This window comes from Halorientalis sp. LT38 (genome assembly GCF_037031225.1).
Taxonomy (GTDB): domain Archaea; phylum Halobacteriota; class Halobacteria; order Halobacteriales; family Haloarculaceae; genus Halorientalis; species Halorientalis halophila.
This window is the reverse complement of sequence record NZ_JAYEZN010000001.1, coordinates 313,734-339,521: the sequence shown is the minus strand read 5'-3', so window position 1 is coordinate 339,521 and position 25,788 is coordinate 313,734. Positions and strand designations below refer to the sequence as shown.

At 68.0% G+C, this 25,788-nt stretch carries 25 protein-coding genes; 14 read left to right on the top strand and 11 right to left on the bottom strand.

What is annotated here, in order from left to right; all coding sequences use genetic code 11:
* Nucleotides 1-64 precede the first annotated feature (64 nt).
* The 5 genes from U5918_RS01830 to U5918_RS01810 form a co-directional block, all read right to left on the bottom strand.
* Nucleotides 65-2,443, bottom strand: a complete 2,379-nt coding sequence (locus tag U5918_RS01830; RefSeq protein WP_335999046.1) for a TRAP transporter permease — start codon at nt 2,441-2,443, stop codon at nt 65-67.
* A 41-nt stretch (nt 2,444-2,484) separates the two neighbouring features.
* Nucleotides 2,485-3,546, bottom strand: coding sequence for a TAXI family TRAP transporter solute-binding subunit (locus U5918_RS01825; protein WP_335999045.1), 1,062 nt, complete (start codon nt 3,544-3,546; stop codon nt 2,485-2,487).
* A gap of 237 nt (nt 3,547-3,783) precedes the next feature.
* A complete protein-coding gene (locus tag U5918_RS01820; RefSeq protein ID WP_335999043.1) occupies nt 3,784-4,785 on the bottom strand; it encodes a TIGR04024 family LLM class F420-dependent oxidoreductase in 1,002 nt (333 codons plus the stop codon).
* A gap of 39 nt (nt 4,786-4,824) precedes the next feature.
* Nucleotides 4,825-5,277, bottom strand: a complete 453-nt coding sequence (locus U5918_RS01815) for an SHOCT domain-containing protein (RefSeq protein ID WP_335999041.1) — start codon at nt 5,275-5,277, stop codon at nt 4,825-4,827.
* Between the two features lie 51 nt (nt 5,278-5,328).
* The gene (locus U5918_RS01810; RefSeq protein WP_335999039.1) at nt 5,329-6,102 is read right to left on the bottom strand and encodes an SDR family NAD(P)-dependent oxidoreductase; all 774 of its coding nucleotides are present in this window, start codon (nt 6,100-6,102) and stop codon (nt 5,329-5,331) included.
* A 211-nt stretch (nt 6,103-6,313) separates the two neighbouring features.
* Here U5918_RS01810 and U5918_RS01805 point away from each other — a divergent pair, with 211 nt between their 5' ends.
* From U5918_RS01805 to U5918_RS01760, 10 genes are all read left to right on the top strand, one after another.
* Nucleotides 6,314-7,828, top strand: coding sequence for a COG1361 family protein (locus U5918_RS01805; RefSeq protein ID WP_335999037.1), 1,515 nt, complete (start codon nt 6,314-6,316; stop codon nt 7,826-7,828).
* A 65-nt stretch (nt 7,829-7,893) separates the two neighbouring features.
* Nucleotides 7,894-8,637 (top strand): ABC transporter ATP-binding protein, encoded by a 744-nt coding sequence (locus U5918_RS01800; protein ID WP_418771357.1) that lies wholly within the window; start codon nt 7,894-7,896, stop codon nt 8,635-8,637.
* Nucleotides 8,634-9,815 (top strand): ABC transporter permease, encoded by a 1,182-nt coding sequence (locus tag U5918_RS01795; RefSeq protein WP_335999035.1) that lies wholly within the window; start codon nt 8,634-8,636, stop codon nt 9,813-9,815. Before U5918_RS01800 ends, U5918_RS01795 begins: the two co-directional genes overlap by 4 nt.
* Before the next feature lie 37 nt (nt 9,816-9,852).
* A complete protein-coding gene (locus U5918_RS01790) occupies nt 9,853-11,025 on the top strand; it encodes an ABC transporter permease (RefSeq protein WP_335999033.1) in 1,173 nt (390 codons plus the stop codon).
* Nucleotides 11,026-11,082: 57 nt separating this feature from the next.
* The gene (locus tag U5918_RS01785; RefSeq protein ID WP_335999031.1) at nt 11,083-12,660 is read left to right on the top strand and encodes a class I adenylate-forming enzyme family protein; all 1,578 of its coding nucleotides are present in this window, start codon (nt 11,083-11,085) and stop codon (nt 12,658-12,660) included.
* 161 nt (nt 12,661-12,821) lie between these two features.
* Nucleotides 12,822-13,811, top strand: a complete 990-nt coding sequence (locus U5918_RS01780; RefSeq protein ID WP_335999029.1) for an MBL fold metallo-hydrolase — start codon at nt 12,822-12,824, stop codon at nt 13,809-13,811.
* The gene (locus U5918_RS01775; RefSeq protein WP_335999027.1) at nt 13,808-14,563 is read left to right on the top strand and encodes an HAD family hydrolase; all 756 of its coding nucleotides are present in this window, start codon (nt 13,808-13,810) and stop codon (nt 14,561-14,563) included. The genes U5918_RS01780 and U5918_RS01775 overlap by 4 nt, the downstream gene beginning before the upstream one ends.
* A gap of 151 nt (nt 14,564-14,714) precedes the next feature.
* Nucleotides 14,715-15,491, top strand: coding sequence for an SDR family NAD(P)-dependent oxidoreductase (locus tag U5918_RS01770; RefSeq protein WP_335999025.1), 777 nt, complete (start codon nt 14,715-14,717; stop codon nt 15,489-15,491).
* A gap of 322 nt (nt 15,492-15,813) precedes the next feature.
* On the top strand, nt 15,814-17,721 hold the full coding sequence (locus U5918_RS01765) for a PAS domain-containing sensor histidine kinase (RefSeq protein ID WP_335999023.1): 1,908 nt from the start codon (nt 15,814-15,816) through the stop codon (nt 17,719-17,721).
* The gene (locus U5918_RS01760; RefSeq protein WP_335999021.1) at nt 17,714-18,181 is read left to right on the top strand and encodes a response regulator; all 468 of its coding nucleotides are present in this window, start codon (nt 17,714-17,716) and stop codon (nt 18,179-18,181) included. Before U5918_RS01765 ends, U5918_RS01760 begins: the two co-directional genes overlap by 8 nt.
* Nucleotides 18,182-18,232: 51 nt before the next feature.
* On the opposite strand, the gene U5918_RS01755 is transcribed toward U5918_RS01760, so the two are convergent.
* Nucleotides 18,233-19,213: an LLM class flavin-dependent oxidoreductase gene (locus tag U5918_RS01755; protein ID WP_335999020.1), complete on the bottom strand. Its 981-nt coding sequence runs from the start codon at nt 19,211-19,213 to the stop codon at nt 18,233-18,235.
* Nucleotides 19,214-19,397: 184 nt separating this feature from the next.
* Here U5918_RS01755 and U5918_RS01750 point away from each other — a divergent pair, with 184 nt between their 5' ends.
* Nucleotides 19,398-20,054, top strand: coding sequence for a helix-turn-helix domain-containing protein (locus tag U5918_RS01750; protein WP_335999019.1), 657 nt, complete (start codon nt 19,398-19,400; stop codon nt 20,052-20,054).
* 1 nt (nt 20,055) lies between these two features.
* On the opposite strand, the gene U5918_RS01745 is transcribed toward U5918_RS01750, so the two are convergent.
* The gene (locus U5918_RS01745) at nt 20,056-20,337 is read right to left on the bottom strand and encodes a DUF7111 family protein (protein WP_335999017.1); all 282 of its coding nucleotides are present in this window, start codon (nt 20,335-20,337) and stop codon (nt 20,056-20,058) included.
* Between the two features lie 138 nt (nt 20,338-20,475).
* Between U5918_RS01745 and U5918_RS01740 the strand changes: the two genes are divergently transcribed.
* A complete protein-coding gene (locus tag U5918_RS01740) occupies nt 20,476-20,832 on the top strand; it encodes a four-helix bundle copper-binding protein (RefSeq protein ID WP_335999016.1) in 357 nt (118 codons plus the stop codon).
* 13 nt (nt 20,833-20,845) lie between these two features.
* On the opposite strand, the gene U5918_RS01735 is transcribed toward U5918_RS01740, so the two are convergent.
* Complete coding sequence (locus tag U5918_RS01735) at nt 20,846-21,151, bottom strand: chorismate mutase (RefSeq protein WP_335999014.1); 306 nt, start codon at nt 21,149-21,151, stop codon at nt 20,846-20,848.
* Nucleotides 21,109-21,960, bottom strand: a complete 852-nt coding sequence (locus U5918_RS01730; RefSeq protein WP_335999012.1) for a shikimate kinase — start codon at nt 21,958-21,960, stop codon at nt 21,109-21,111. Before U5918_RS01730 ends, U5918_RS01735 begins: the two co-directional genes overlap by 43 nt.
* 90 nt (nt 21,961-22,050) lie before the next feature.
* Here U5918_RS01730 and U5918_RS01725 point away from each other — a divergent pair, with 90 nt between their 5' ends.
* The gene (locus tag U5918_RS01725; protein ID WP_335999010.1) at nt 22,051-22,479 is read left to right on the top strand and encodes a DUF5796 family protein; all 429 of its coding nucleotides are present in this window, start codon (nt 22,051-22,053) and stop codon (nt 22,477-22,479) included.
* A gap of 10 nt (nt 22,480-22,489) precedes the next feature.
* Here U5918_RS01725 and U5918_RS01720 read toward each other — a convergent pair whose 3' ends face one another.
* Nucleotides 22,490-23,491 (bottom strand): DUF5784 family protein, encoded by a 1,002-nt coding sequence (locus U5918_RS01720; RefSeq protein ID WP_335999008.1) that lies wholly within the window; start codon nt 23,489-23,491, stop codon nt 22,490-22,492.
* 73 nt (nt 23,492-23,564) lie between these two features.
* Nucleotides 23,565-23,690, bottom strand: coding sequence for a hypothetical protein (locus U5918_RS01715; protein ID WP_335999007.1), 126 nt, complete (start codon nt 23,688-23,690; stop codon nt 23,565-23,567).
* 103 nt (nt 23,691-23,793) lie between these two features.
* Here U5918_RS01715 and U5918_RS01710 point away from each other — a divergent pair, with 103 nt between their 5' ends.
* A complete protein-coding gene (locus tag U5918_RS01710) occupies nt 23,794-25,722 on the top strand; it encodes an ABC transporter ATP-binding protein (RefSeq protein WP_335999005.1) in 1,929 nt (642 codons plus the stop codon).
* Nucleotides 25,723-25,788 lie beyond the last annotated feature (66 nt).

Genomic DNA, 25,788 nt, shown 5'->3' with positions numbered 1-25,788 from the left:
CGGTGACACTGGGATCTGTCTCGAGAAAAGAATGTCGACGGCGGACGGAACGGCACCCGGCCGTTCACCTGTTCTGCACTTCGGCGGCCGGCGTGAACGCGCCGGGGAGGCGGTCGAGTTGCACCAGCACCAGGCCGGTCAGCGCCACGGCGGCGGCGGTGAGCTGGAGCATCGTCGACGCGCCGAACCCGACGAAGGCCGCCAGGCCTGGCGCGAACATCGCGGTCAGCGACAGCGCGAGGTACGCGGCGCGGTGTGGAAGGCCCAGGACGTGGCGACCGTCGAAGCCGATGGTGGTCGCCGTCAGCGCGACGACGCCGACGAAGACGCAGAACGCCGACACCGGCGTCCCGGTCAGCGACCAGTTGACGAGGCTGTCGTTGACGACCAGCGCGAACGGGATCAGGAAGCCGGCCGCACCGATTCGCAGCGACTGCTTGGCCGAGATCATGAACCCGCTGTTGGCGATCCGCGAGCCGACGGCGACGCCGACCGCGACCGGCGGCGTGATCGCCGACAGCATCGCGAAGTAGAACACGAACAGGTGGGCGGTGATCTCGGTGACGCCCAGTTGCACGAGCGGACTCACCAGCAGCGTCGCCACGAGGATATACGCCGCGGGCGTCGGCATCCCGAGGCCGAACAGGATGCTCGTTATCATCGCCAGGATGAGTACGACCAGCAGGACACCGCCACCGAGCGCGACCATCCGGACGCTGATCTCGGAGGTCAGCCCGGTCTGGGTGAGCATGCTGATGATGACGCCCATCGCGGCGAGGACGCCCACCAGCGGGGCCATGTCCATCGCCCCGCGGCGGAACCCCTTGAGCGTCGTGTAGACGGTTTCTACGAACGTGTACAGCGTCCGTTCGACGGCGGTTCCGACTGCGACGCCCGAGGCCGTCGCGTCGGCGCCGTCACCGGCGTCGGTGAGACCGCCGAGGTTGCGGGCCAGCGCCGCGACCGGGTTCCCGATGACCATCGTCCCGATCATCGTCAGGGACGTGTACAGCCCCGCGGCCATCGGCGAGAGCTGCATGACGACCAGCGTGTAGACCAGCACGGACATCGGGATGGCGAAGTGCGCGCCGTCGAAGAAGCGGTCGATGGCACCGGCGAAGTCCTCGACTGCACTGGTACCGTCACGACCCTGCAGGGCGAGGGCCTGGAGCAGGCGGGCGAGGACGAGCGCGGCGACGGCGGCCGCGGCCGACTGGAGGATGCCGTAGCCGACTGCAAATCTGGTCGCGTAGAAGGCGCCCACGACGACCAGCGCGTACAGCGATTTTAGGAGCGCACTCCGGCTGAAGAGGGCGGCCAGAATACCGGGGCCGTCCGTGTTCTCCGTGGTCCACTCGTACCGGAGGACGGCGAACTGGACCGCGACGCCCACCGAGAAGTAAAACAGGAGTGCCGGGATGATCGCGGCCTGGATGACCCGGACGTAGGCCACACCGAGGATGTCGGCCATCAGGAAGGCGGCGACGCCCATGACGGGGGGCATGATCTGCCCACCGGAGGAGGCGACGCTCTCGATGGCGGCCGCGAAGTCCTTCCGAACGCCCTGTTCTTTCATCATCGGGATGGTGAACGACCCAGTGGTCGCGGCGTTGGCGGCCGCGCTCCCGGTGATCGATCCCATCGCCATACTGGAGATGACGGCGACGTGGACGACGCCGCTTTTCAGGTTCTCACCGAGTTTCTGCCCGAGGCCGAGGATCACGTCGAGCGCGCCGAACTCGCGGGCCAGGCCGGCGAACATGATGAAGATGGCGACCCAGGTCGCGCCGATCTCCATGATGAAGCCGAACGCGCCGGTGAGCCGGACGGCGCCGTAGGTCGCGATGCCTTCGAGGGAGAAACCCGGATGCTGGAGGAAGCCAGGCATCAGGTCGCCGAAGAACGCGTACAGTACGGAGCCGACGGCCACCAGCGCGATCGACCAGCCGTAAGCCCGTCGCGTGGCGTCGATGGCCAGCGCGACGATCACCAGCCCGACGTACAGGTCGACGTTCTGGAACCCGGAGATGAGGGCGGGACCGTCGAGGCGGGCGTAGCTCGTGAAGACGTGGTAGCTCGCGAGGGCCCCGGCGGCGGCGAGGACGCCACAGAGGATCCCATCGGCGGTCCTGACGTACCGGAACGGCCGGTCGGAGAGCCAGTTCGTCAACATCGTCCCGTCGCCGCGGTCGGTCGGATCTTCGGCGACGGCCAGCGCCCGCGAGAGGTAGTACAGGGCGGTTCCGGCACCGAAAAAGCCGACGGCGAACTTGGCCCGAACGATCGGGCGTTCCCAGGCGAAGTACAGCGTCACGGCGGTCAGGCCGACGCCGATGAGCGTGATCAATACGAGCAGTACCTGTTCGACGATCCCCCGTTCGCTGAAGGCACCGAACTCCTCGCGTATCGACGGGCCCTCGGGTTCGGTTGTGGTATCAGTCATCGTATGTATCCAAATCGTGGTTGCGGAATCGGATCCGGTCGCTACTGCTCGGCGACCTCGTAGTCGTCGTTCCAGACGCCCTGTTCCTGGTAGAAGTCGGCCGCGGCGGGATGGAACGGGAGGGTCGTGTAACCGTTCTCCATCCAGAACTCGCCTTCTTCCATCCGTCCGAGCAGGGCGTTCTCGTCGCCCAGGCCGTCACGGTTGTCCCACAGCGTCTCCAGGAACGTATAGAGGGTGTCGTAGTCGAAGTCGTCCCGGGTGACGAAGTTGTACGCGAGCGCCGGCGTGTTCAGCGTGTCGGGCGCGTACCCGTAGCCGTCGAACTCCGTCGTGTCGACTTCGCTCATGATGATCGCCGGATCCGCCTCGAGTTCCGAAACCACGTTCTCGGGGAACTGGAGCAGGCGCAGATCGACCGTACTCTTCATCTGCTGGAGCCAGCTCGGCTCGACGGCGAGATTGATGAACGTGCCGGCCCCGGCGTCGAGACGACCCTCGCTCATCGCACTCCCCTGTTCGCCGTAGCCGATGCTGACCCGTTCGTACTCGTCCGTCTCGAAGCCGAGGGCGTACTCGAGCATCTCCGCGGTCCCCGAGCCGCTCGGGGTCGGTGAGACGCGGTCGCCGGAGCCGATGTCGGAGATACTCTGCCAGTCGGCGTTGGCCGAACAGAGGAACCAGGCCAGATCGTACAGGTGGAACGTCTGAACCGGAGTGAAATCGAGGTCCCCGAACGGGTCCTCACCGTTTGCGATCTTGCTCGCCGTCCAGTTCTGGATGTAGACGATGTCGGACTGGTCCTGGCTGAGCCGACCGATGTTGGCGTTTGTCCCCTCGCTCGGCTGAGCCTGCACGCTCACCGTGTCGTTGTTCTGGTTGACGACGTTCGCGATGACCGTACTCATCGTGTAGGCGGCGGTGTCCTGCGTCGAGGTCGTCATCACCATCTCGCCGTCCGCACCCGGGCCCTCACCGCTCCCGCTGCCGTCGTCACCGAAACACCCGGCGAGTCCCGCCGTGCCGACGAGACCGGCTGCCCCGACCGAACCCTTCACGAACGACCGGCGATCGATACCGTCTCCTGTGGATCTACCACTCATAGAAACCAAGTTACCGTTTGTGGCATAAATAGACTTTCATGCGTAATCTGTTAGAGTAATACAGAATTTACTTAACAAAGGTGTGTGACAGGTGGCCAAAGGTGACAATACCAGCCATGCGAGTCGTGCTAACGAACCGAGAACTCCGAACGAGGTCGGCGTTTGGCGACGCCGCTGTCGGACGGACCGTCGGAAAAACGTGGTGAAGCTACCGAAGACGGACGCGAGTCGGACCGTTCAGTTCTCGGGCGCCAGCGTCTCGATCGTCCGCTGGATGTCGTCCTGGTCTGCGGCGCGCGGGAAGGAGACCGAGGCCGAGGTGACGCCGTCGATCGCCTCGAACTCGTCGATGCGGTCGGCGCACTCCTCGGGGGTCCCCGCGATGGCGAGTTCGTCGAGCAACTCGTCGGGGAACTCCGCGACGAGGCGGTCGCGGTCGCCGTCGTTCCAGTTGTCGGCTATCTCGTAGGCGAGGTCCTCGTAGCCCTGCCGGGCGATCGCGTCGCGGTAGAAGGTGCCCATGCCGCCGACGTAGAAGCAGATATGCTGCTTGACCAGGCGCCGGGCGCGCTCGCGGTCCTCGTCGACGCAGCAGGTCAGCGAGAGCGTCACCTGCTGCTCGCTCCGGTCCTGATCGCCCAGGTCCGACCCGTGGTCGAAGTCCTCCATCCGGTCGCGGATTCCCTCCTTCGTGAGCATTAATGCGTGCCAGCCGTCGGAGAAGCGGCCCGCGAGCTCGACGGACTTGGGACCCATCCCTGCCGCGTCGATCTTCGGGACCGGCTCCGGCGGCTCACAGCGCAGTCGGAACCCGTCGAGGTCGAAGTACTCGCCGTCGTAGCTGACTCGTTCGCCCGAGAGGACCTGCTTGACCACGTCGACGGTCTCGCGGGTGTACTTCAGCGGGTTGGCGAAGTCCTGCCCGTGCCAGTTCTCGATGACGATGGGGCCGGAGGGGCCGAGTCCGAGGCGGAACCGGCCGTCCGACACTTCCTGGAGCGTCGCGGCGGTCTGGCCGATGAGGGCGGCCGAGCGCGAGTAAATCGGCATGATCGAGGTGCCGATGCCGATCTCCTCGGTCCCGTGGGCGATGCTCGTCAGCGTCGTCACCGCGTCCCGGCCCCAGGTCTCCGGGAGCCAGGCGCGGTCGTACCCGAGTCGCTCGGCCGTCTGAGCCTGTTCGACCAGCGCGTCGACGCTGGGCTGTGCGGCTACCGGCAAGAAGACGTCACGTGCCATACACGGACACCGGCCCGGTTCGGGAAATAACTTGCCGCCTCAGTCGGACCGTTCGCGCTCCTGTTTGCGGTCGGCGGACCCGGTGACGGTCGAGCGCGAGTCGGCCGCGTCCGCCCCGACCCCTTCGGCCGCGTCTTCGAGCGTCTCGGTCTCCAGCAGCCGTTCGAGTTTTCGCTCGAACTGTTCGTCGGTCAACTCTCCGCGGGCGTACCGTTCCCGGAGCGTGGTCAGCGGGTCCTCGGACTCCGTCCGATCGTTGGGAGTCGTCTCCGGATCGCGCTCCGCGTCGGAGTCCCACCACGCCTCGAAGTCGCCCTCGTCGCCGAACAGGACCGCGGTCAGCGGGACGAGGACGACGTAGCCGAACAGCATGAACCCGAGCCACCAGGACTGGTCGAGGAACATGGCGGCGAGCCAGATCCCCGTGACGAGCGTCGAGACGATGCCCGTGAGGTTCTCCCGGAGGCGGTCGAGCGGCCGTGACTCGTCCATATCTGACCGTACCCCCCCGGCGGTAAAAAACGACGTGTGCGTTCGGCCGCGCTAGGTCCCGGGGTCTTCCATGATGTCCGGGACGCCCTTCGCGGTGATGGTCTGGCCCGTGACGTACGAGGAGGCCTCGCTCGCGAGGAACTGCGCGACGTCGGCGATCTCCTCGCTCAGACCGATCCGGCGGTCGATGTCCTCGCGGTCGATCTCGTCGGCGGTGACGCCCATCTGGCTCGCGACGCCGGGGGTGGCGACGAAGCCGGGCGCGATGCAGTTGACGCGGACCTGGTCGTCGGACCACTCGAAGGCCAGGGTCTTGGTCAGGTTGATGACCGCGGCCTTGGCGGCGGCGTAGTGGCTCATGAACGGGGCGCCGTCCTGGCCGGCGACGCTGGCGAAGTTGACGATGGTCCCGCCGTCGCCTTCGCGCATGACCTCGCCGGCGGCCTGCGTGCAGTGGTAGGTCCCGTGGAGGTTGATGTCCACGATGGTCTTCCAGCCGTTCTCGCTGATGCCCTCGAAGTTGGCCATGAAGGAGGCTCCGGCGTTGTTGACGAGGATATCGACGCCGCCGAACTCCTCGACGGTGGCCTCGACCAGCGCGTCGACCGCGTCGCGGTCGGTCACGTCACACTCGATGGCGAGACACTCGCCGCCGTCGGTCGCGTTGATGTCTTCGGCGACCCCGTCGACCTTCTCCTGCTCGCGCGAGCAGATGACGACGTCCGCGCCGTCGTCGGCGAAGCGCTCCGCGATCGACCGACCGATTCCCTGGGACGCGCCCGTCACGATGGCCGTGTCACCCTCGACTGCGAACTGGTCTCTCATCGTCCGCCCTCCGTTTCAGTTACCATTGTTAATCAACAATCTGCCGTTCTACCTCATTGTTAATAAATTTGCGACATCGTGACCGATTCCGGGGTCGCCCCCCGGCGACGTTCGTGACGGCGACATTTGAAAAAACACTAATGGGTAGACGTTGCCATGCGAGTGACAGCAGCATGGTCCCCGATTGCCCCTCCACCGAGACGTATCGACCATGAATCCGGCAGCCACCCGACCGGCCGCGGTCGCCGCTGCGGCCGTTATCGCGGTCGCGCTCGCGGCGGTCACGACGCCCGCCGCGGCCGACCCAGTCGCCGTCAATGCGACCCAGCCCTCGACCGCCTCGGAGCCACAGGTGTCGCTCGACGAGGTGACGGTCACGCCGTCACAGCCCGCACCCGGCGAACTGATCGAGATCAGCGCGCGCATCTCGAACGCCGAGACCAGCCCCGAAGTGGCGGACGTCCGTAGCGTCCGCCTGGGGAGCGCGAACGACGCGAACAGCCGCGGCTCGGTCAGCGACGTCGGGACGCTCACCCCCGGCGGCTCCGTGACGGTGCCGCTGACGACGACGTTCGAAGAGCCGGGCGTCAAGCGCCTGGAGCTGACCGTCGTCGCCGAGACGACCGACGAGGAACTGATCCGGTTCAACTACCCCGTCACGGTCGTCGTCACCGAGAGCGGGCCGAAGATGAGCGTCGACGTGACCGGCTCGGTCGGGAACGCGCGCGAACTGACGGTCAACGTCTCGAACGGCGGCCTCGACCCGATCCGAAACCTCGACCTCGTCGTCGACGGGACGAACGTGGCCGTCGACGACACCCAGCGCCTGGACGCGGTCCTCGAGGCCGGCCAGAAGCGCAGCTTCGACTTCAGCGGGACGGTCCCCGAGGCGGGGGCCGGGGCCGTCACGGCGACGCTCACCTACACGAACGCGATGGGACAGACGCGGACGCTCGAGCGCGCCGTCCAACTGGACCCCGCCAGCGACGACAGGGCCGTCGACGGCCCGCAACTCGCCCTCGCCGTCGCCGAAGGGCTGCCCGGCGCGACGCGACCGGTGAACGTCACCGTCGCGAACGGCCTGGACGCGGACGTGAGTCAGGTCGCCGTCAGCGCGACCTCACCGGTCGCGAACTTCACCGTCGCCGAGCGCGTACGGTCCCGGCTTGACGCCGGCGAGACGACGACCTTCGAGTTCCCCGCTCGCGTCGCCGAGAGCGGCACCTACCCCGTGAACGTGACCTTCGCCTACACCGACGGCGCGACCCGGAAACGGGTCACCGAGCGGTTCCGGGCGACGTTCGACGAGCCGGCCAACCCCGGCGAAGTCGTCCTCACGGGCGTCGAGGCGGTCGATCGCGGCGGCTCGATCGAGATCTCCGCGACGGCGAGCAACGTCGGCTCGGACGACGTGGAGTCGGTCGTCGTCTCCACCGCGGACGCCGAGGCGGTCGGGACGGCCAACCGCTTCGTCGGCTCGATCGACGCGAGCGACTTCTCCTCGTTCGGTCTCTCGACGACCGTCACCGGCAACGTCTCTGCGGTCCCGGTCGAGGTGAGCTACGTCGTCGACGGCGTCGAACGGACGTACACGACCGAGATCCCGGTGACCAACGGCTCCGCCGGCCGGCCGCAGTCGCCCCAGCAGGGCGGCTTCCCGCTGATTCCCGTGCTCGTCGTCGTGGGCGTGATCGCCGCGGTCGTGGTCTACCGCCGACGGGGGTGATCGCCGTGGCACCCGATCCGACCGACGAGGCCAGCGACGGCGGCGATCCCAGCGACGGCGATCCGCTGGAGGTCGCGGCGGACCGGACGATCCCGCCGGATTCGATCATCCGCGGGACGGACGTGGTCAAGGAGTACGAGACGGGCGGTCAGACGGTCAGGGCCCTCAAGGGCGTCGATTTCGGCATCGCGCCCGCGGACTTCGTGGCGGTCGTCGGCCCCTCCGGCAGCGGGAAGTCGACGCTCCTGAACCTGCTCGGCCTGCTGGACGTTGCGTCGAGCGGCGACGTGCTGCTCAGGGGGACGGACGTGTCGACGTTCTCAGACCGCGAGCGGACCCGGAAGCGAAAGGAGACGATCGGCTTCGTCTTCCAGAGCTTCTACCTGATCCCGACGCTCACGGCGCTGGAGAACGTCGAGATGCCGCGGATGCTCGACCGGACGCCGACGGCGACCCGCGAGCGGGCCACCCGGTTGCTCGAACGCGTCGGGCTTGGCGACCGGCTCGATCACTACCCCGACGAGCTCTCGGGCGGGCAGAAACAACGGGTCGCCATCGCCCGCTCGCTGATCAACGACCCCGACATCCTGCTGGCCGACGAGCCGACGGGGAACCTCGACCGGGACACGGGCGACAGCATCCTCGACCTCTTCGACGAACTCCGCGCCGACGAGAACGTGGCCGTCGTCACCGTCACGCACGACGACTACGTCGCCGAGGCTGCCGACCGCGTCGTGAACCTGATCGACGGCCGCATCCACGAAAGCGAGAGCCCGCGGCCGACATTTCGGGAGGGACCCGAGGTGTGAACCCGATCCGCTGGCTGACGAGCCGGGTCCCGACGCTGGCGCTGGCGCGGCGGAACCTCTCGCGCGCTTCGGCCCGCTCGGCGCTCGCCGTCGTGGCCGTCGTCATCGGCGTGGTCGCCATCGGCGCCATCGGGACCGGTGGCGAGGCCTTCAAACAGGATCAGCTCGAGGCCTACGAGGACTTCGGCGGGACGGCCACCGTCGAGCCCGTGATCAGCGTCGAGGACGGCAACTTGACGAACACGGAACTCACGGACGCCGACCTCGACAGGATCGAACAGGTGACGGAGAGCGCGATCGTCCTGCCGGTCGTCGAGCCGTCGGGTTCGCTGGTCGGGACCGAATCGGGGAAGACGATCGTGACGGCCCAAGTGAAGGGCCTCGGCGACCCCGGTGCGTTCTACGACGCGTCGCGGGGAGAGATTCCGGACGACTGGCGCCGGACGGTCGTCGTCGGGTCGCGGATCGCCGACGACAACGACATCGAACCGGGCGACCGGCTGGAGGTGAGCGTCTACGGCGAGCTCAACCGGAGCTTCGAGGTCGCGGCGGTCCTGCAGCCACAGGGGTTCTCCGACCCGCTGTCGGCCGACCAGACCGTGTTCCTACCGCCCACGCAGTTCGAGGACGCCGGCTACGGGCAGGCGATCGTCCGCGTGGACACCGAGGCCGGGTCGGTCGACGCGGCGACCAGGGCCATCGAGGGCGAGTTCAACGCCCGCGAGGAGAGCGTCCGGGTCGAGCAGGTCCAGGAGCAACGCGAGCAGTTCGAGGAGTTCTTCGGGACCGTCAACCGGTTCCTGATCGGCGTGGGCGCGATCTCGCTGCTGGTCGCGGCGGTCACCATCGCCAACACGATGTTGATGTCCGCCATCGAGCGGGAGAGCGAGATCGGCGTCCTCCGGGCGTACGGCTACCCCAAGCGAGCGGTGGTCAGCCTGCTCGTCGCCGAAGCGACGATCCTCGGCGCGGTCGGGGGCGCCATCGGGGTCCCGATCGCGCTCGCTATCGGCGCGGGTATCAACCAGTTGCTGCTTGGCGATCCGCTGGCGTTCACCGCGACCGGGTTGCGGTACGTCGCTCTCGGCGTCCTCTTCGGCGTCGCGACGGCGCTCGTCGCGGGACTCTACCCGGCGTGGAAGGCGGCGAACAAGCGACCCGTGGAGGCGCTCGACTGATGATTCGGACATCGACAACCGTCGGGGGTGACCGCCCGTGAACCCGCTGCGCGAACTCGTGGGCCGGTTCCCGTCGCTATTGATCGCCCGGCGGAACATCTCCCGGGCAAGGACGCGGTCGATCCTGGCGGCGGCTGCGATCATGATCGGCGTCGTCGCCATCGGTGCGATCGGCGCCGGGGGCGCGGCGTTCAAGGAGAGCCAGCTGAACCGGATCCAGGAGCAGGGGGCGACGAACGTCTACGTCGCGCCCGGGTTCGACAGGGAGACGGACTACTTCGACGACGACGACGTGCGGGCGATCGAGGAGACCGTCGATCCCGCGACCGTCGTGGCGACCAACTCAAGAACCGTCGAGTACCGGCGCCGCCCCGGGCGACGGGAGTCGGTCTCGTCGACCTACATCGAGGACCCCAGACTCCTCTACGACGTCGCGGCCGGTGGCATTCCGCGCCACTGGCGGGACGGCGCGGTCCTGTCCAACGAGTTCGCCGTCCGGCACGGACTGGCGCCCGGTGACCGGATCACGCTGGTCGAAGAGGTAGAGCGCGAGTCCGGGACGGTCGAGGTGACGGAGACCTACCGGGTGCGGGCGGTGCTCGCCGAGACGGCCGCCTTCGGCGTCGACGAGGTGTTCCTGCCGATCGCGACGGCCGACGACCGCCGGTACAGTCAGGTCCGGGTGACGACCGCGTCGGTCGAGGAGGCCGAAACGGCGTCCGAGCGACTCCGCGACGAGTTCAACGGCCGGAAAGACAGCCTGCTGGTGCTCGAGTTCACCTCGCTGGTGCGCCTGTTCAGGACGATCGTCGACGGGATCAACGCCTTCCTGGCGGGACTTGGCTCGCTCTCCCTGCTCGTCGCCGGCGTCTCCATCGCCAACACGATGCTGATGTCGGTGACCAAGCGCCGCGAGGAGATCGGCGTCCTCCGGGCGGTCGGGTACTCGAAGGCCGACGTCGTCCGAATCTTGCTCGCCGAGGCGGTGTTGCTGGGTGCCATCGGGGCGGCCGCCGGGGTCGCGCTGGCGCTACTCGTCGTGGTGGCGGCGAATGCCGTCTTCCTCGGGAGTCCCTTCGCGTTCACGACCGCCTCCGTACTCTATCTCGCGGGCGCGGTGGCGTTCGGCGTCGGGACGAGCCTCGTCGCCGGGGTCTACCCGGCCTGGCGGGCAGCCAACGAACGGCCGGTGGAGTCCCTGCGGGGGTAAAAAAGGCCGTGCAGGGCCGTCGGCAGGTTTTACACGGGAAGTGTGATAGCATCCGGCATGGACTTCGACGATCTCGGGGCCGAGCCCCTCACCGGGAACGCCGCGGGACTGCACGACCGGACGGCGGCGGTGAACGGCGAGCACCTCGCGATCGAGGCCGACGGCGAGGAACTGACACACGCGGAGCTGAACGATCGGGCAGCGCGATTCGCGGGCGGACTGCACGACTTCGGGCTCGCGCCCGACGACCGCATCGTCCTCTACCTGCCGAACTGCCCGGCCTACGTGATCGCCGCGCTGGGCGGGCTGAAGGCCGGGACGCCGGTCTCCTTCATGAACCCCCAGTACAAGCCCCGCGAGATGGTCTATCAACTGGAGGACACCGACGCCGAGGCCATCATCACCCACTGGTGGCTCCGCAGCACCGTCGACGACGCGCTCGCGGAGACCGATCTGGACCCCGTGGTGATAACCGCCGGTGACCGCGAGCAGGTCCCCGAGGAAGACCACCACGTCGACGACGTGGCCGGCGAGCCGACCCACGTCGAACGCGACGCGGAGGACGTGGCGCTGCAGCCGTACACGAGCGGGACGACCGGTCGGCCGAAAGGGGTGCTCCTGACCCACCGGAACCTGCGGGCGCAGGGGCTCGACATGCTCCGCGAGGACGACGAGAAAGCGCCGGTGACGCCGGCCGAACTGAAGAGCCTGATCTGGTTGCCGATGTACCACATCACGGGCTTCGTTCACTGCGGGTGGCAACCCCTGCTGTTCGGCGGGTCGCTCCACCTCCGGAGCGCGATGCGGTGGGACCCGACCGACGCGATGGCGACCATCGAGGAGTTCGGGATCACGCAGTTCGTCGGCGTCACGACGATGTACGTGGACGTGGTCGAGGACGACGCCTTCGGCGAGTACGACCTGTCCAGTCTTGAGGTCGCCGCCGAGGGCGGGGCGAAGATGTCCGTCGCGGTCCAGCGCGAGTTCGAGGAGACCGCCGGCGTCAAGATCACCGAGGGGTACGGATTGACGGAGACCGCCGGGGCGACCCACACCGAGGTCGAGACCGCCTTCGGCCACCGCGAGGGGACCGTCGGTCAGCCCTTGCAGATGACCGACTCGAAGATCGTCGACGAGTCCGGCGAGGAAGTGCCCCCCGGCGAGGAGGGAGAACTGCTGGTCCGCGGGCCCCAGGTGATGACGGGATATCACGACATGCCCGAGGCGACGGCCGAGTCCTTCACCGAGCGCGGCTACTTCCGGACCGGCGACGTGGCCCGGCGCGACCGGGACAACTACTACGAGATCGTCGACCGGAAGACGGACATCGTCGTCACGGCGGGGTACAACGTCTACCCCAGCGAGGTCGAGGAACTACTGGGCGAACACGACGCCGTGTCCGAAGCCGCCGTCGTCGGCGTCGACGACGACCGGCGCAACGAGGTCCCGGTCGCCTACGTCGTCCCGCATCGCGACGTCGAACCCGGCATCGACGTGACCGAAGACGAGATCCAGGCGTTCGCCCTCACGGAACTCGCCGAGTACAAACACCCGCGAGAGGTGACCTTCGTCGACGACCTCCCGCGGACGACCAGCGGCAAGATCCAAAAGTACAAACTCGGGCCCGACGAGTGACCGATACGCGCGGTCGCGGTGCCCACCGCAACCCCTTCCCACTGAGATTGTAAAATAAATGGCCTCAAATAAACGGCTCTGTTAACTGTGGGGCGTGCGAATACTACCATCGTTGTCTTTCAGGGTAAGGTTTAAGCGTCGGAAGGCTCTCGTACTCGGAAATGAACGAGCGAGGAGAGCAGATGCAGGAGTCCCACTCGGTTCACCGACTGGAGACGACCGTGGACTGGCCACCGGGGAACGTGGCGGGGTATCTCGTGGACTGCGACGAACCCGTCCTCTTCGACACCGGCATGGCCGGGGACGACCGTCGTGAGGAACTGATCGCGGACCTGTCCGAGCACGGCTACGAACTGGCGGACGTCGAGCACCTGGTTCTCACCCACCCGCACACCGACCACGTCGGCCAGGTGCCGGCCGTCCTCGACGCCGCCGACCCGGAGGTCTACGCCCCGGCCGGCGTCGAGGAGCGGTTCGAGCGCGACGTCGACGAACTGGAGGCCGCCGTCCGCGAGAACGCCCGCCTCGCCGGCGTCCAGGGCGGTTTCCTCGACAAGGCCGTCGAGATGTCAGTCGAGTCGCTCGAACGCGACCGGGGGCTGCTCCCGAGCGACGCCGTCGATCACTGGCTCCCGGCCGGCGAGACGGTCGAGATCGGCCCGCTCACCGCCGAGACGATCCACACGCCCGGCCACCAGGCCGACCACCTCTGCTACCGGACCGAACTCGATGGGGACCGCGTCCTCTTCTCCGGCGACATGGCGCTCGGCACGTTCCGCCCGGTCGCGATGCACAAGGGCTTCGACCACGGGTACGAGGACGCCATCAGCGGGTTCTACACCGCCCTCGATCGGTTGGGAGAGCGTGACGTCGACAGAGTGTTCACCGGGCACGATCAGCCCCACGCCGAGTTCGACGAGGTCGTCGAGCGCGACCGCGAGGGGCTCGACCACCTGCTCGAACGGACGGCGGAGGCCCTCGAGAACGGGAGCGGCGAGACGGCCGTCGACATCGCCTACCAGCGCTCGGGCGACCGGAACATGGAGTACCTCGTCATCGAGACGGCGAGCGCGCTCGCCCACCTCGAGGCCGAGGGCGTCGTGACCGGCGAGACCGACGAGCACGGCGTCCGCCGCTACGAGACGGCATGACCGAGTACGACGCCGTCTTCTTCGACATCGGCGGCGTGATCGTTTCGCTCCCCTCGATCCGGCAGGGCTACGTCGACTATCTCGAGGCGTTCGCCGCCGAGTACGACCTGGAGCCGGGACCCGCCCTGGAGACCTGGCGCGAGACGCTCGGCGAGCACTTCAAATCGGCCGAGGGGACGGAGTACATGTCCGCCGCCGAGGGGTACCAGAAGGCCTTCGACGCCATCGTCGACGGGGACGTGACCCGCGAGGACTGGGAACCCGGCTTCCTGCAGGCGACGAAGGCCGCGATGGAACCGGAACCGAACGTCGTCGAAACGATCCAGGTGCTCGACGAGGCAGGGCTGTACCTGGGGATCGTCTCCGACATCGACACGGACGAGGCCCACCGGATGCTCGACCTGTTCGGCCTGGACGATTCCTTCGACGGCGTGACCACGTCCGAGGCCGTCGGCTACAAGAAACCCGACCGCCGGATGTTCGAGGACGCCCTCGACCGCGCCGGCGTGGATCCCGCCGGTGCGATACACGTGGGCGACCGCTACGACCACGACATGCAGGGCGCGTCCGAGATGGGCATCCGCACAGTTGCCTACAACGGCACCGCCTTCGAGCGCGCCGAGGAAATCGGTCGTGAGGGCTACCGGGTCGACGGCGACGAGGCCATCGACTTCGCCGTCGCGGATCACCGCGAGTTGCTCGACGTTGTCGGCGTGCGTTCGGCCGACGACGCGACCGGGGACGGGAACTGATCGGCGAGGGGTACCGATCATCACGGGTCGACCGGCGAGCGGAACGGCCCGCTACCGCCCTAATTCGACGGCGTTCGGGGTCGGCCTCATAAACCCCCCTCCCTTCTGAGGACAAACTGTTAACAAAGAGGGTAGGAAACACCACGTTGCAATGGACTTCGGACTTGACGACAAGACGGCCCTCGTTACGGGGGGTGCGGGCCGCATCGGAACCGAGGACTGTCTCACACTGGCCGAGGAAGGCGCGGAAGTCGTCGTCCTCGACGTGGACCAGGACGGCGCCAAGGAAGTCGCCGACCAGATCGAGGAGGACGGCGGCGACGCCATCGCCCTCGAATGTGACCTGACCGACCGCGAGGAGGTCGCTGGGGTCGTCGAGGACCTCCAGGACTCGACCGGCGGCGTCGACGTACTCGTGAACAACGCCGGTCTCGTGGACGCCGTGGGCACGGTCGGCGACCTCGACCCGAGCATCTGGGACCGCGACCTCTCCGTGAACCTGACGGGCACGTACAACATCACAAAGGAGATCTTCCCCAACATGTGCGACCGCGGCTGGGGCCGCATCATCACGATGTCTTCCCTCGCCGGGTGGGAGGGCGGGTACGGCCAGATCTCCTACTCGACGACCAAGGCCGGCCTCATCGGCTTCGGGAAGACGCTTGCCCTCGAAGGCGCGCCCAAGGGCGTCACCTCGAACATCCTCGCGCCGACCATCGTCGTCGGCGACCTGGCGGAGTTGCCCCACGACCAGCTCGAGAACATCAACGAGCACTGGGCCGACATCGCCCGCGCGACCCCGATGGACAAGCTCGGCAGCGAGGAGGACGTCTCCAACCTCGTCGCCTACCTCTCCTCCGAGCAGGCAGAGTACATCACCGGGCAGGTCATGGGCGTCACCGGCGGCGTCGACCTGTTCACGTACTGATCCCTGTGTACGGCCCGCGAGCGAAGCGAGCGGGGCGTTTTTGGTCCAGCTTTTTCGACGCGGGTGCGGCGCACCGCGTCGCACCCAAGGAGAAAAAGGTGGGGTGTCACCGGCGGCGTCGACCTGTTCACGTACTGAGCGGCGCGCGGTTCCCGTCCCACTAGGATCGCTCCGCCCGTCGACGCGCACGGACGGTGTTCGTCGCGGTGCCTGACCGCTTGTTTCCAGTTGGCAAACGAAGCGCACACAACGGACGAGAAAGTCTGCAATACGATCTCAGGACGTCCGAGTGCTTATCCAGTTCCGGGGGTTCTGTACGGGCATGAGTTCACGGTCAGGCGCGACTGCGGGGACCTTCTGGGACGAGGCCGACGACGCGGACGCGCGCGCTCGCTACCGGACCCTCATCAATGCGGTCGACGACGGCATCTATCAGCTCGACGCCGACGGCCGCTTCGTCGCGGTAAACGAGGCGATCACGGCGACGACGGGCTACTCGCGCGAGGAACTGCTCGGCGAGCACGTCGGACGCCTGCTCACCGACGAGGCCCTGGCCCGCGTCGAGCGATCGGTCGCGGACCGCCTCCGCGCGGACCAGCCCACGTCGACCGACGAGGTCGACGTCCGGACCGCAGACGGTGACACGATCCCGTTCGAGGTACGGAGCACGCTCCTGATCGAGGACGGTGAGTTCAGGGGGAGTTGCGGCGTCGCCAGGGCCCTGACCGCGCAGACGGAACGGGCATCGCCCGGCGGACGGATTGAACGCCACTCGGAAGTCAGTGCCACCGAACGCACCGCGGATGCCCTCCGGGAGACCGAGGAACGGTTCCAGTCGCTCGTCGACGCCGTCGAGGAGTACGCCATCTTCCGGCTCGACCCCGACGGCCACGTCACGAGCTGGAACCGGGGCGCGAAGGCGATCAAGGGCTACGAGGCCGACGAGATTCTCGGCGAGCACTTCTCGACCTTCTATACGGAAGCCGACCGGGAGGCGGGCGTTCCGGCCCGAAACCTCGCCGCGGCGACGGAGACCGGATCCGCCGAAGACGAGGGCTGGCGCGTCCGGAAGGACGGGAGCCGGTTCTGGGCTACCGTGACGATCACGTCGGTGTGGGGTGACGACGGGACCCACCGTGGCTACCTCAAGGTCACCCGGGACATGACCGACCGGTACCGCCACGAGCAGGAACTGGAGAGCGAACTCCGGCGCATCCTCGGCCGGATCTCCGACGCGTTCTACGCCGTCGACGAGGCGTTCGAGTTCACGCACGTCAACGAACGCGCCCAGGAACTCCTCCAGCATCCCGAGGAGGAACTCCTCGGCGAGACGCTCTGGGAAGTCTTCCCGAACGTCTCCGACGACGACGAGGTCCGGCGGGCCTTCGAGACCGCGATGAACGACCAGGAGCCGGTCAACCTCGAGTTCTACCACGAGGCGCTCGACTTCTGGGCGGAGGCGAACCTCTACCCCTCCGAGACCGGCATCTCGGTGTACTTCCGCGACGTCACCGACCGTCGGGAGTACGAGCGGAAACTGGAGGCGTCGAACGAACGGCTGGAGCAGTTCGCCTACGCCGCCTCGCACGACCTGCAGGAGCCGTTACGGATGGTGTCGAGCTACCTCCAGCTCGTCGAGAGTCGCTACGGCGACGCGCTCGACGAGGAGGGCCGGGAGTTCCTCGCGTTCGCCGTCGACGGTGCCGATCGGATGCGCAACATGATCGACGGCCTCCTCCAGTACTCGCGGGTCGACTCCCGCGGCGACCCGCTCGAACCCGTCGCGCTGAACGACGTCTTCGCGGACGTGCGGGACAACCTGCAGGTAAAGATCGACGAGCACGACGCCGAGATCACGGCCGAGGACCTCCCCTGGGTCGTGGGCGACGCCGAACAGCTCGGCCAGCTGTTCCAGAACCTGCTCGACAACGCAATCGAGTACAGCGGCGACGAGTCGCCACGGGTCCACGTCGCCGCGAAGCGGGCCGGTGACCGGTGGCGGATCGCCGTCAGCGACGAGGGAGTCGGCATCGATCCGGACGATGCCGACCGCATCTTCGAGGTGTTCCAGAGCCTCGAGGGCGCGAGCGCAGAGGGGTCCGGAATCGGGCTGTCGCTGTGCGAGCGGATCGTCGAACGCCACGGCGGCGACATCGAGGTCGACTCGGCTCCGGGCGAGGGGGCGACCTTTACCGTTACCCTCCCGGCAGTGGGTGAGGGCGATGCGTGACCGGATCCGGTCGGCCGAACCGGCCGACATCCTGCTCGTCGAGGACAACCCCGGCGACATTCGGCTCACCCAGGTGGCCTTCGAGGAGAGTCGCATCGCCAACACGCTCCACGTGGTGACCGACGGCGTCGCAGCGCTCGACTTCCTCCACCAGCGCGGCGAGTACGCCGACGCGCCGCGGCCGGACGTCGTCCTCCTCGACCTCAACCTGCCGCGGAAGGACGGCGACGAGGTACTCGCGGACATCGGGGCGGGCGACACCGATCTCTCCTTGATCCCCGTGATCGTGCTGACCAGTTCGAAATCGGAGGAGGACATCGTCCGGTCCTACGACCTGCAGGCGAACGCGTTCCTGACCAAGCCGGTGGATCCCGCGGAGTTCATCGAGACGATCAAGCGGTTCGAGGCGTTCTGGCTGGAAGTCGTGCGCCTGCCGCCGGAGGGGTCGGATCGCTCGTGAGCGAGTGCGTCGTCGCCAGCCTGGCCGCCCGGCTCTCGGCGCCGACGTCGTTCAGGCGTCCGGCGCGAGCGCCTGAATCGTCTCCATCGCCATCTCGCCGGCCGCCTGCCGCGGCACGGTGATCATCGGCAGGTCGACGACCCCCTCCAGCAACTCGTCCAGGCGCGCACGAGCCTGCTCGCTCGTCCCGGCGACCCCGAGCGCGTCGACCATCTCGTCGGTGACCGCGTCGGCGGCGCCGCTCCGGTCGCCCTCGCGCCACTGCGTCGTGACTGTCTCGGCCCCCTCCGGGAATCGCTTCGCGACGGCGTTTCGGTATCCCTCGGCGTTCCCGACGTAGTAAGCGACGTGTCCACGGATCGCGTCTCGGGCGGCCTCGGGATCCTCGTCGCTGACGGCCGACGGCACGTAGGGAGCGACCGTGATCTCCTCGGCGTCGCGACCCGCCTCGGCGGCCGTCTCCTCGATGTCGGCGAACGCGTCCGGCAGATCGGGGAAGGGGACGTTGTGCGGGATCCACCCGTCTGCCAGCCGCGCGACGACGCGCCTGTTGGCCGGCCCGAGCGCCGCGTGGTAGATCGGCACCTCTCGACCCAGCGGCTCGAAATCCTGCACCTGGATCAACTCGCCCTCGTAGGAAACGCGCTCGTCGTCCGCCGAGAGATACCGTTTCGCCACGGCGATGCTCTCGTGGGCGCGCCGGACGGGGTTCTCGTAGTCGACGCCGTGGAGGTCCTCGACGGCTTTCTCGGTGCTGACGCCGGTCCCGAGGACCATCCGGCCGTCGGCGTAGCGGTCGACGGTCGCGGCGGCCATGGCCAGGACCGCCGGCGAGCGGGAGAACACGTTCGCGATCGCGGTGCCGAGACGTACCTCGTCGGTGGCTTCGGCCACGGCGGCAAGCTGGACGAAGGCGTCGCTGCCCCACAGTTCCGGCATCCAGACGGAGCCGTAGCCGAGTTCTTCGGCCGTGGTCGCAACGCCTGTCGGGTCCATCACGTCGGCCGGCGGCAGGAGCAAGCCCGGTCGCATGGTCACGTTCGACGCCGGCCCGGCACAAAAACCTCCCTCCCGCGGCGACGCGACGCCGCCGCGAAACACCGGAAGGGTTTTGCCAGTGCTGCCGATTTATTTCGGCCATATCCGTCGCGGAACGGGACGGGGGTCCCGCGGGGCGTCACAGCCGACGGACCCGATCGCGCGGAGGGGAGCACGCATGAAAGCGACCGATATCAGACTCGAACCGCCGGGGGGAGCCTTTCCGGGCGTCGATGACACGCTCGCGGAGACGCCCGGCGTCACCCGGGACGCGGTCCTGAACATCGAGTGGATGGACGACGGCGGCCTGTCGGTCCTCTACCGATTGGGCGCCGACGAACCGGCGACGGTCAGGGACGCACTGGACAGCGACGAGACCGTGCGGGAGTACGAGATCGTCGAGACGGACGGGCCCTGGCTCTATGCGTTCATCCTCGCCGAGCGGAGCGACCTCATGGGCGAACTCCTCGACATCGCAGACGAGTTCACACTGGTGATCGACGGCCCCTTCGAGTGGACCGACGAGGGGGTCGACATCACCGTCGCCGGGCGGATGGAGGACATCCAGCGGGCCCACGCCCGCGCCAGCGAGCACTTCGACCTCACTATCGACCGGCTCCGCGAGTACGAACCGGCCCACGTGGGCCCGCTGGCGCAGTTGACCGACCGCCAGCGTGAGGCGCTCCGGACCGCCTACGAACTCGGCTTCTACGAGACACCGCGCCGGACCAGTTACGAGGAGATCGCGACCGAACTGGGCTGTGTTCCAAGCACCGCGAACGACCTCCTGCGCCGGACCGAGGCCCGACTCGTCGGGGCCGTCCTCGACCCCTGAGTCACATCCCCATGTCCGCGGCGGCGTCGGGGACCGGCAGGTCGGTCGGCCGGACGCCCAGCAACTCCGCGGCGTGGTCGAGGGCCATGTCGAACCCGTAGTATCGCTCTAGTTCGTCGCCGTCGCGCGACGGGCGCACCTTCAGCATGGCGTAGCCCTCGCGGTTCTGCGCGACGACCGCCGTCGCGCCGTCGCGCTCGAACGTCAGGACGCGCTCGGCCGCCGTCTCGTCGTAGCGGGCGGTGATGCCGTTCCCCGTCGCCTCGGTGTCGCCGTCCGTCATACCCCCGACTTCGGGCGTGGGCCTGTCGTACCTGTCGGTCCCGGCCGACCTCACGCAGGGCGACCGCGGATCAGTCCGGCGGGCCTGCAGTGGCAGGCAGACGGCTTACGCGACTCCCTCGCCAACGCTTACGGTGCAATGTCACTCGCAGAAACCGTATCCCGGATCGACAGCCTGAGCGACGACCAGCGCGAGTGCGTCGAGAACTGCAACGAGGCCACGGACGTCTGCGAGTGGTGCGCAGACGAGTGTCTCGGCGACCCCGAGATGGAGGAGTGTGCCCGTCTGTGTCGCGACGTGGCCGACCTCACCTCGATGCACGCCCGGTTCATGGCCCGCGGGTCGGCGTACAGCGCAATCCTCGCCGAGGCCTGCGCGGAGGCCTGCGAGGACTGTGCCGAGGAGTGCAGCCAACACGACGCCGACCACTGCCAGGTCTGCGCCGACGTGTTGCAGGACTGCGCGGAGACCTGCCGGCAGATGGCCGGCGCCTGATCGGCGGTTCCGATCAGCGCGACTCTCGCTGCTCGACCTTGTTGAGCTCGATCAACAATCTAAATACGGCCTTCACGAGGTTCGAGTCGACGTCGAACCGCTCGGCGTTCTCGCCGGCCCGGTCCATGACGGCCTGTTCCTGTTCCTCGTCGGTCGTCGGGAGGCCCTGTTCGTCCTTGACCGCGGCGATGGTCTCGGCGACGTAGGTGCGCTGTGCGATCAACTCCACGAGTTCCCGGTCGATGGTCCGGATCTCCTCGCGGAGTTCGTCCAGGTTCATCTCGTCCGTGCGCCGTCGGTCTGTGTCGTTGTCAGCCATGTGTTGCCGTCTCGTTCCCGCCAGCGTTCCGCAACCTGTTCGAGCGCGCTGTGCTCCCCGACCGCAGTGAAACTCGGACCGGTCCCCGACAGCGAGACGCCCTCGACGAGGGGCATGGCCTCGACGAGGGGATCGGTGGGAAAGTCCAGGGCCGCGCAAAAAGCGAGCCCGTTGACCGTCATCGCCCGGCCGAAGTCGCCGTCCAGCGCGAGGTCCGCCACCAGGTCCGCCATCGGGGCTATCTGTCGGCACCGATCGACGTCCGCGTCCGCGGAGAAGGACCGTTCTGGCGGCGTCCACACCAGCACGTCCCAGTCGCGTTCCTCGCGGGCCAGCAGTTCGTCTTCGTCGTTGTCCGTGACCGTGACGCCGCCGAGCATGCTCGCGCTCGCGTCGTCGAACGCGCCCGTGACCGTGACGCCGGCGTCGCGAGCGGCCTGCACGCCGATGCGGCAGGCGTCCTCCCTGCTGATCTCGTCGGCGGCCCCGAGCGCCGACAGCGTCGCCAGTACCGTCGCGTTCGCTGCGGCGCTCGAACTCTTGAGTCCGGAGGCCATCGGCACCTCGCTCTCCGTGCTGACGAGTCCGCCCTGGCCGTCGCCGAACCGGTCGGTCACGAGTTCGACGCAGCGCTCGATCAGGCGGGTGTCCGCGTCGGGCGCGTCGGCGATCTCGCCGTCGACGCCCTCGTCGGATCGCAACTCGACGGTCGCCGTCGTGTAGGCGTCGATGGCGAACGCCGACCCGGTCCCGGTCGCGAGGGCGTTCAACACCGTCCCTGCCGCGGGGGCCTGTGCCCGGCCTTCCATCACCAGTTCCTCTCGTATCTCGGTACTTACCTGTGATGGTTGCGACCGGGCGTCCGACGGGATTTTGCCCCCGCGCCCGAACGTCGAGGTATGACCACCCGCGAGGAAGTCTCGCCCGAGACCCTGCCGATCGAACTCACCGAGGACGGGATCGAGGTCCGGTACACCGACGGCCGCGAGGCCTTTTACCGCGGCGTCCCGCAGAAACGCGAGTCGCCGCTCCGGACCGCGCCCGGCCGCGACGTGCACGTCCTCGTCACCGACGCGAGCGAGGAGCAGGGCGTGTTGACCTACGTCAACGACCTGAAGACTCACGCCGACATCCTCCGGGACACCGGCGTCGGCCGGGTGATGCTCGACCTGGACGAGCAGACGACCGTGTTCCCGGGCGTGACGGTCCGTAACGAACAGCATCGGATCGTCGTCGACGCCGACCTGGACCGGGCCGACGGCCGCGTGTTCGTCTTCGAGGAGAACCAGATGGGCGAGCGCTCGTTCGAGGTCGTCGCAGAGGCCTGACGGCCGCGGTTCACTCCGTGTCTATCCCGTCGGGCAGATCCAGCGGGACCGAGCCCTTGGTGTAGCCCTCGACGCTGCCGTCGGGCCAGGCCCGGAAGACGACCGCCGGGCGGTGGCGGACCTCCGGGCGTCGGTCCATCAGGGTCGCCCAGTGGTCGTCGGCGAAGGAGGAACAGTCGACGAACAGGGTGACCCCGCCCTCGTGAGATTCGAGCTGGCCGCTGACCTTCGTCTCGGCCGTCTCGCGGATCGACTTCGTCGGCGAGGAGGCCGCCCGTTCCGAGGGGGGCTGGGGCCGGGTCACCTCGACCAGCAGGCCCTCGCCGTTGGCGTCGGCGCGGAAGTCGATGGAGTGACCGGTCGTCACCTCGATCTCCGGGGTGACGTCGTAGCCGGCCTCGAAGAGCAGTTTGGCGACGGTGAACTCGCTCATGGTCGAGCGCATCCGGCCGACGTTGAGGCGCTCGCTCGTCCCGAGTTTCGACGCCATCTCGTAGCGCTCGTCGAACGCGCCGGTCGCGAGGAACTCCTCGTAGTAGGAGAGGCCCGCGTCCGGATCGGCGTCGGGGAAGCCCGCGGCGTGGTCCCGCAGGAACTCCCGGGTCGTGTGCCGGCCGTCCTTCGAGAGCAGGACGGGCAGGAAAAAGCGGGAGATGGTCGGGTAATCGGCCAGCCAAGGGGACTCCTCGTGCAACTGCGCGAGAAGCTCCCGTTCTGCCCACGCCGAGAGCGGTTCGGGCACCTCCTGGAACGTGTACTTCTCGGTGCGCCAGAGGGTGCTCGGCGTCTCGGTGTTGCCCATCCAGTAGCCCGTCCCGTCGGTCCAGGCGAACAGGGCCAGATCGCCGTTGTCCATCTCGAATCGACGCGCATCGTAGCCGTCGGGCTGTTTGTACCACGGGCGGCTCATCGTCGCGCCGAGGTTGGCGTCGAGGGGGCCCAGCAGCTCGGATCGGACGCGGCCCTCGGTCCAGTGTTCGTTCGACTTCCGGAATCGCAGCGGCTTCGCCACGGTCGATATAGCGTATCGAGCGCTTTACGTGTTCCGTGACGGTCCGGAAAAAACGGGCGGTCACGACCCTTCGTCACGGCGTCGCGGCGATCGGGGACGGATCGTCGCCGCCGTTGATGATCCGTTCGACCACGTCGCCGATGTCCGGAGCGGTTCCGTCGCCGTCCTCGTCTCGCGGGACGTGCGGAGCGATCGGCATGGGAGTCTCACCCACACGAACGTCGACTCCCCGGCGAAAAAACGCTTGCGCCGGGCCGACCGAGTGCGCGCCTTACTTCCGGCTGGAACCGCTTCCGAGGGATATGGCGGACGAACACGGCGGGTTCGAGCACGTCCGCGAGAACGTCGACGGGAACGCGGTCTGGCGGCTGGTCGGCTACGCGAAGCCCTACTGGCTCACCCTGACCGTCGGCGTCCTCGCCTCGTTCCTGACCCGCTTCGCCCGGCTCGTCCCCCCGATCATCGTGGCGACGGCCATCGACCGCGTCGTCCTCCAGTCCGGCGACCCCGGCCTGCTCGCGGACGCGGGACTGGTCCCCGCCGGGGCTATCACCGGCGAGGCCGCCCGGATCGCCTTCCTCGAACGCCTCGTCGTCATCGCGGCGCTGGCCTACCTCGTCCGGTCTGTCACCCGTTTTGCAGGCCGCTACCTGATCCAGGCGACGGCCCAGAAGATCCAGCGCGACCTCCGGAACGACAGTTACGACCACCTCCAGCGGCTCTCGATGGACTTCTTCGCCAACCACCAGACCGGCGGGATGCTCTCGATCCTCAACAGCGACGTCAACAGGCTCGAACAGTTCCTCAACACCGAGTTCCGGCAGTTCATCCGGATGATCGCGACGGTGAGCGGCATCGCCATCGTCCTCTGGTACTACTCCCCGAAACTCGCGCTGATCGCGCTCGCGCCGGTCCCGCTGATCGGCCTCGCCAGCGCCGTCTTCCTGCGGTGGATCGAACCCCGCTACCGGGAGATCCGTCAGACGGTCGCCCGGCTGAACACCCGCCTCGAGAACAACCTCGGGGGCGTCTCGGTGGTCAAGGCGTTCAACCGCTACGGCTTCGAGAGCGACCGCGTGGCGACGCAGAGTCAGCGGTATCACGACGAGAAGGTCGCCGCGCTCCGGATCCGGCGGGCCTTCTTCGCGTCCCTCCGACTCCTGACCGGCGTCGTCTTCGTCCTCGTCCTCTACATCGGCGGCCGGGACATCATCCTCGCGACCGGGGGGGAGGCGATCATCACGACCGGGGCCTTCGCCGCCTTCTTCCTCTACCTCCGGCGCCTCTATTCCCCGATGCGCCGGATCGGCAAATCCGCGAACAAGTACAAGCTCGCCGATTCCAGCGCCGAGCGGGTCTTCGGCCTGCTCGACACCGATCCGGAGATCACCGAACCGGACGATCCCCATTGCCCCGAACGGATCGAGGGCGACGTGGCGTTCGAGGACGTCACGTTCGGCTACCGGGAGGACGAACCCGTCGTCCGCGACGTGTCCCTCGACGTTCCCGCGGGCGCGACGGTCGGCCTCGCGGGGCCGACGGGGGCGGGCAAGTCGACCCTCCTGAAACTCGTCCCCCGGCTCTACGACGTGGATTCGGGGGCCGTGACCGTCGACGGGACCGACGTCCGTGAGTACGACCTCCGGCGGCTCCGCGAGGAGATCGCCGTCGTCGAGCAGAATCCCTACCTGTTCTCCGGCACCGTCGCCGAGAACATCGCGTACGGCGACGAGGTCGCACTGGAGATCGAGAGCGACCGGCGCGAGGTGCCGCCGGAGCGTGAGGCCGAGATCCGCGACCGTGTCGTCGAGGCCTCGGAGGCCGCCGAGGCCCACGAGTTCGTGAAAGACCTCCCTGACGGCTACGACACGCAGGTCGGCGAGCGGGGCGTCAAGCTCTCGGGCGGACAGCGCCAGCGGGTCGCCATCGCTCGCGCGCTGCTCAACGATCCCGCGATCATCGTCTTCGACGAGGCGACGAGCGACGTCGATACCGAGACCGAGGAGCTGATCCAGGAGAGCCTCGACCGGCTGATCGAGGACCGCACCGCCTTCGTCATCGCCCACCGGCTCTCCACGATCAGGGACGCCGACCGCATCGTCGTGATGGGCCAGGGGGAGATCGTCGAATCCGGAACGCACGAGGATCTGCTGGCGGCCGACGGGGAGTACGCGGGGCTGTGGACCGCCCAGGCAGAAGGCGGCGAGTCACCCTCGATCGCGGACGATTGAGGGGCGCGAGGTCGACCGGCAGGAGGCCTCGGACGGGCGTGCCGGAAACCGCCCCTCGGCGCTCGA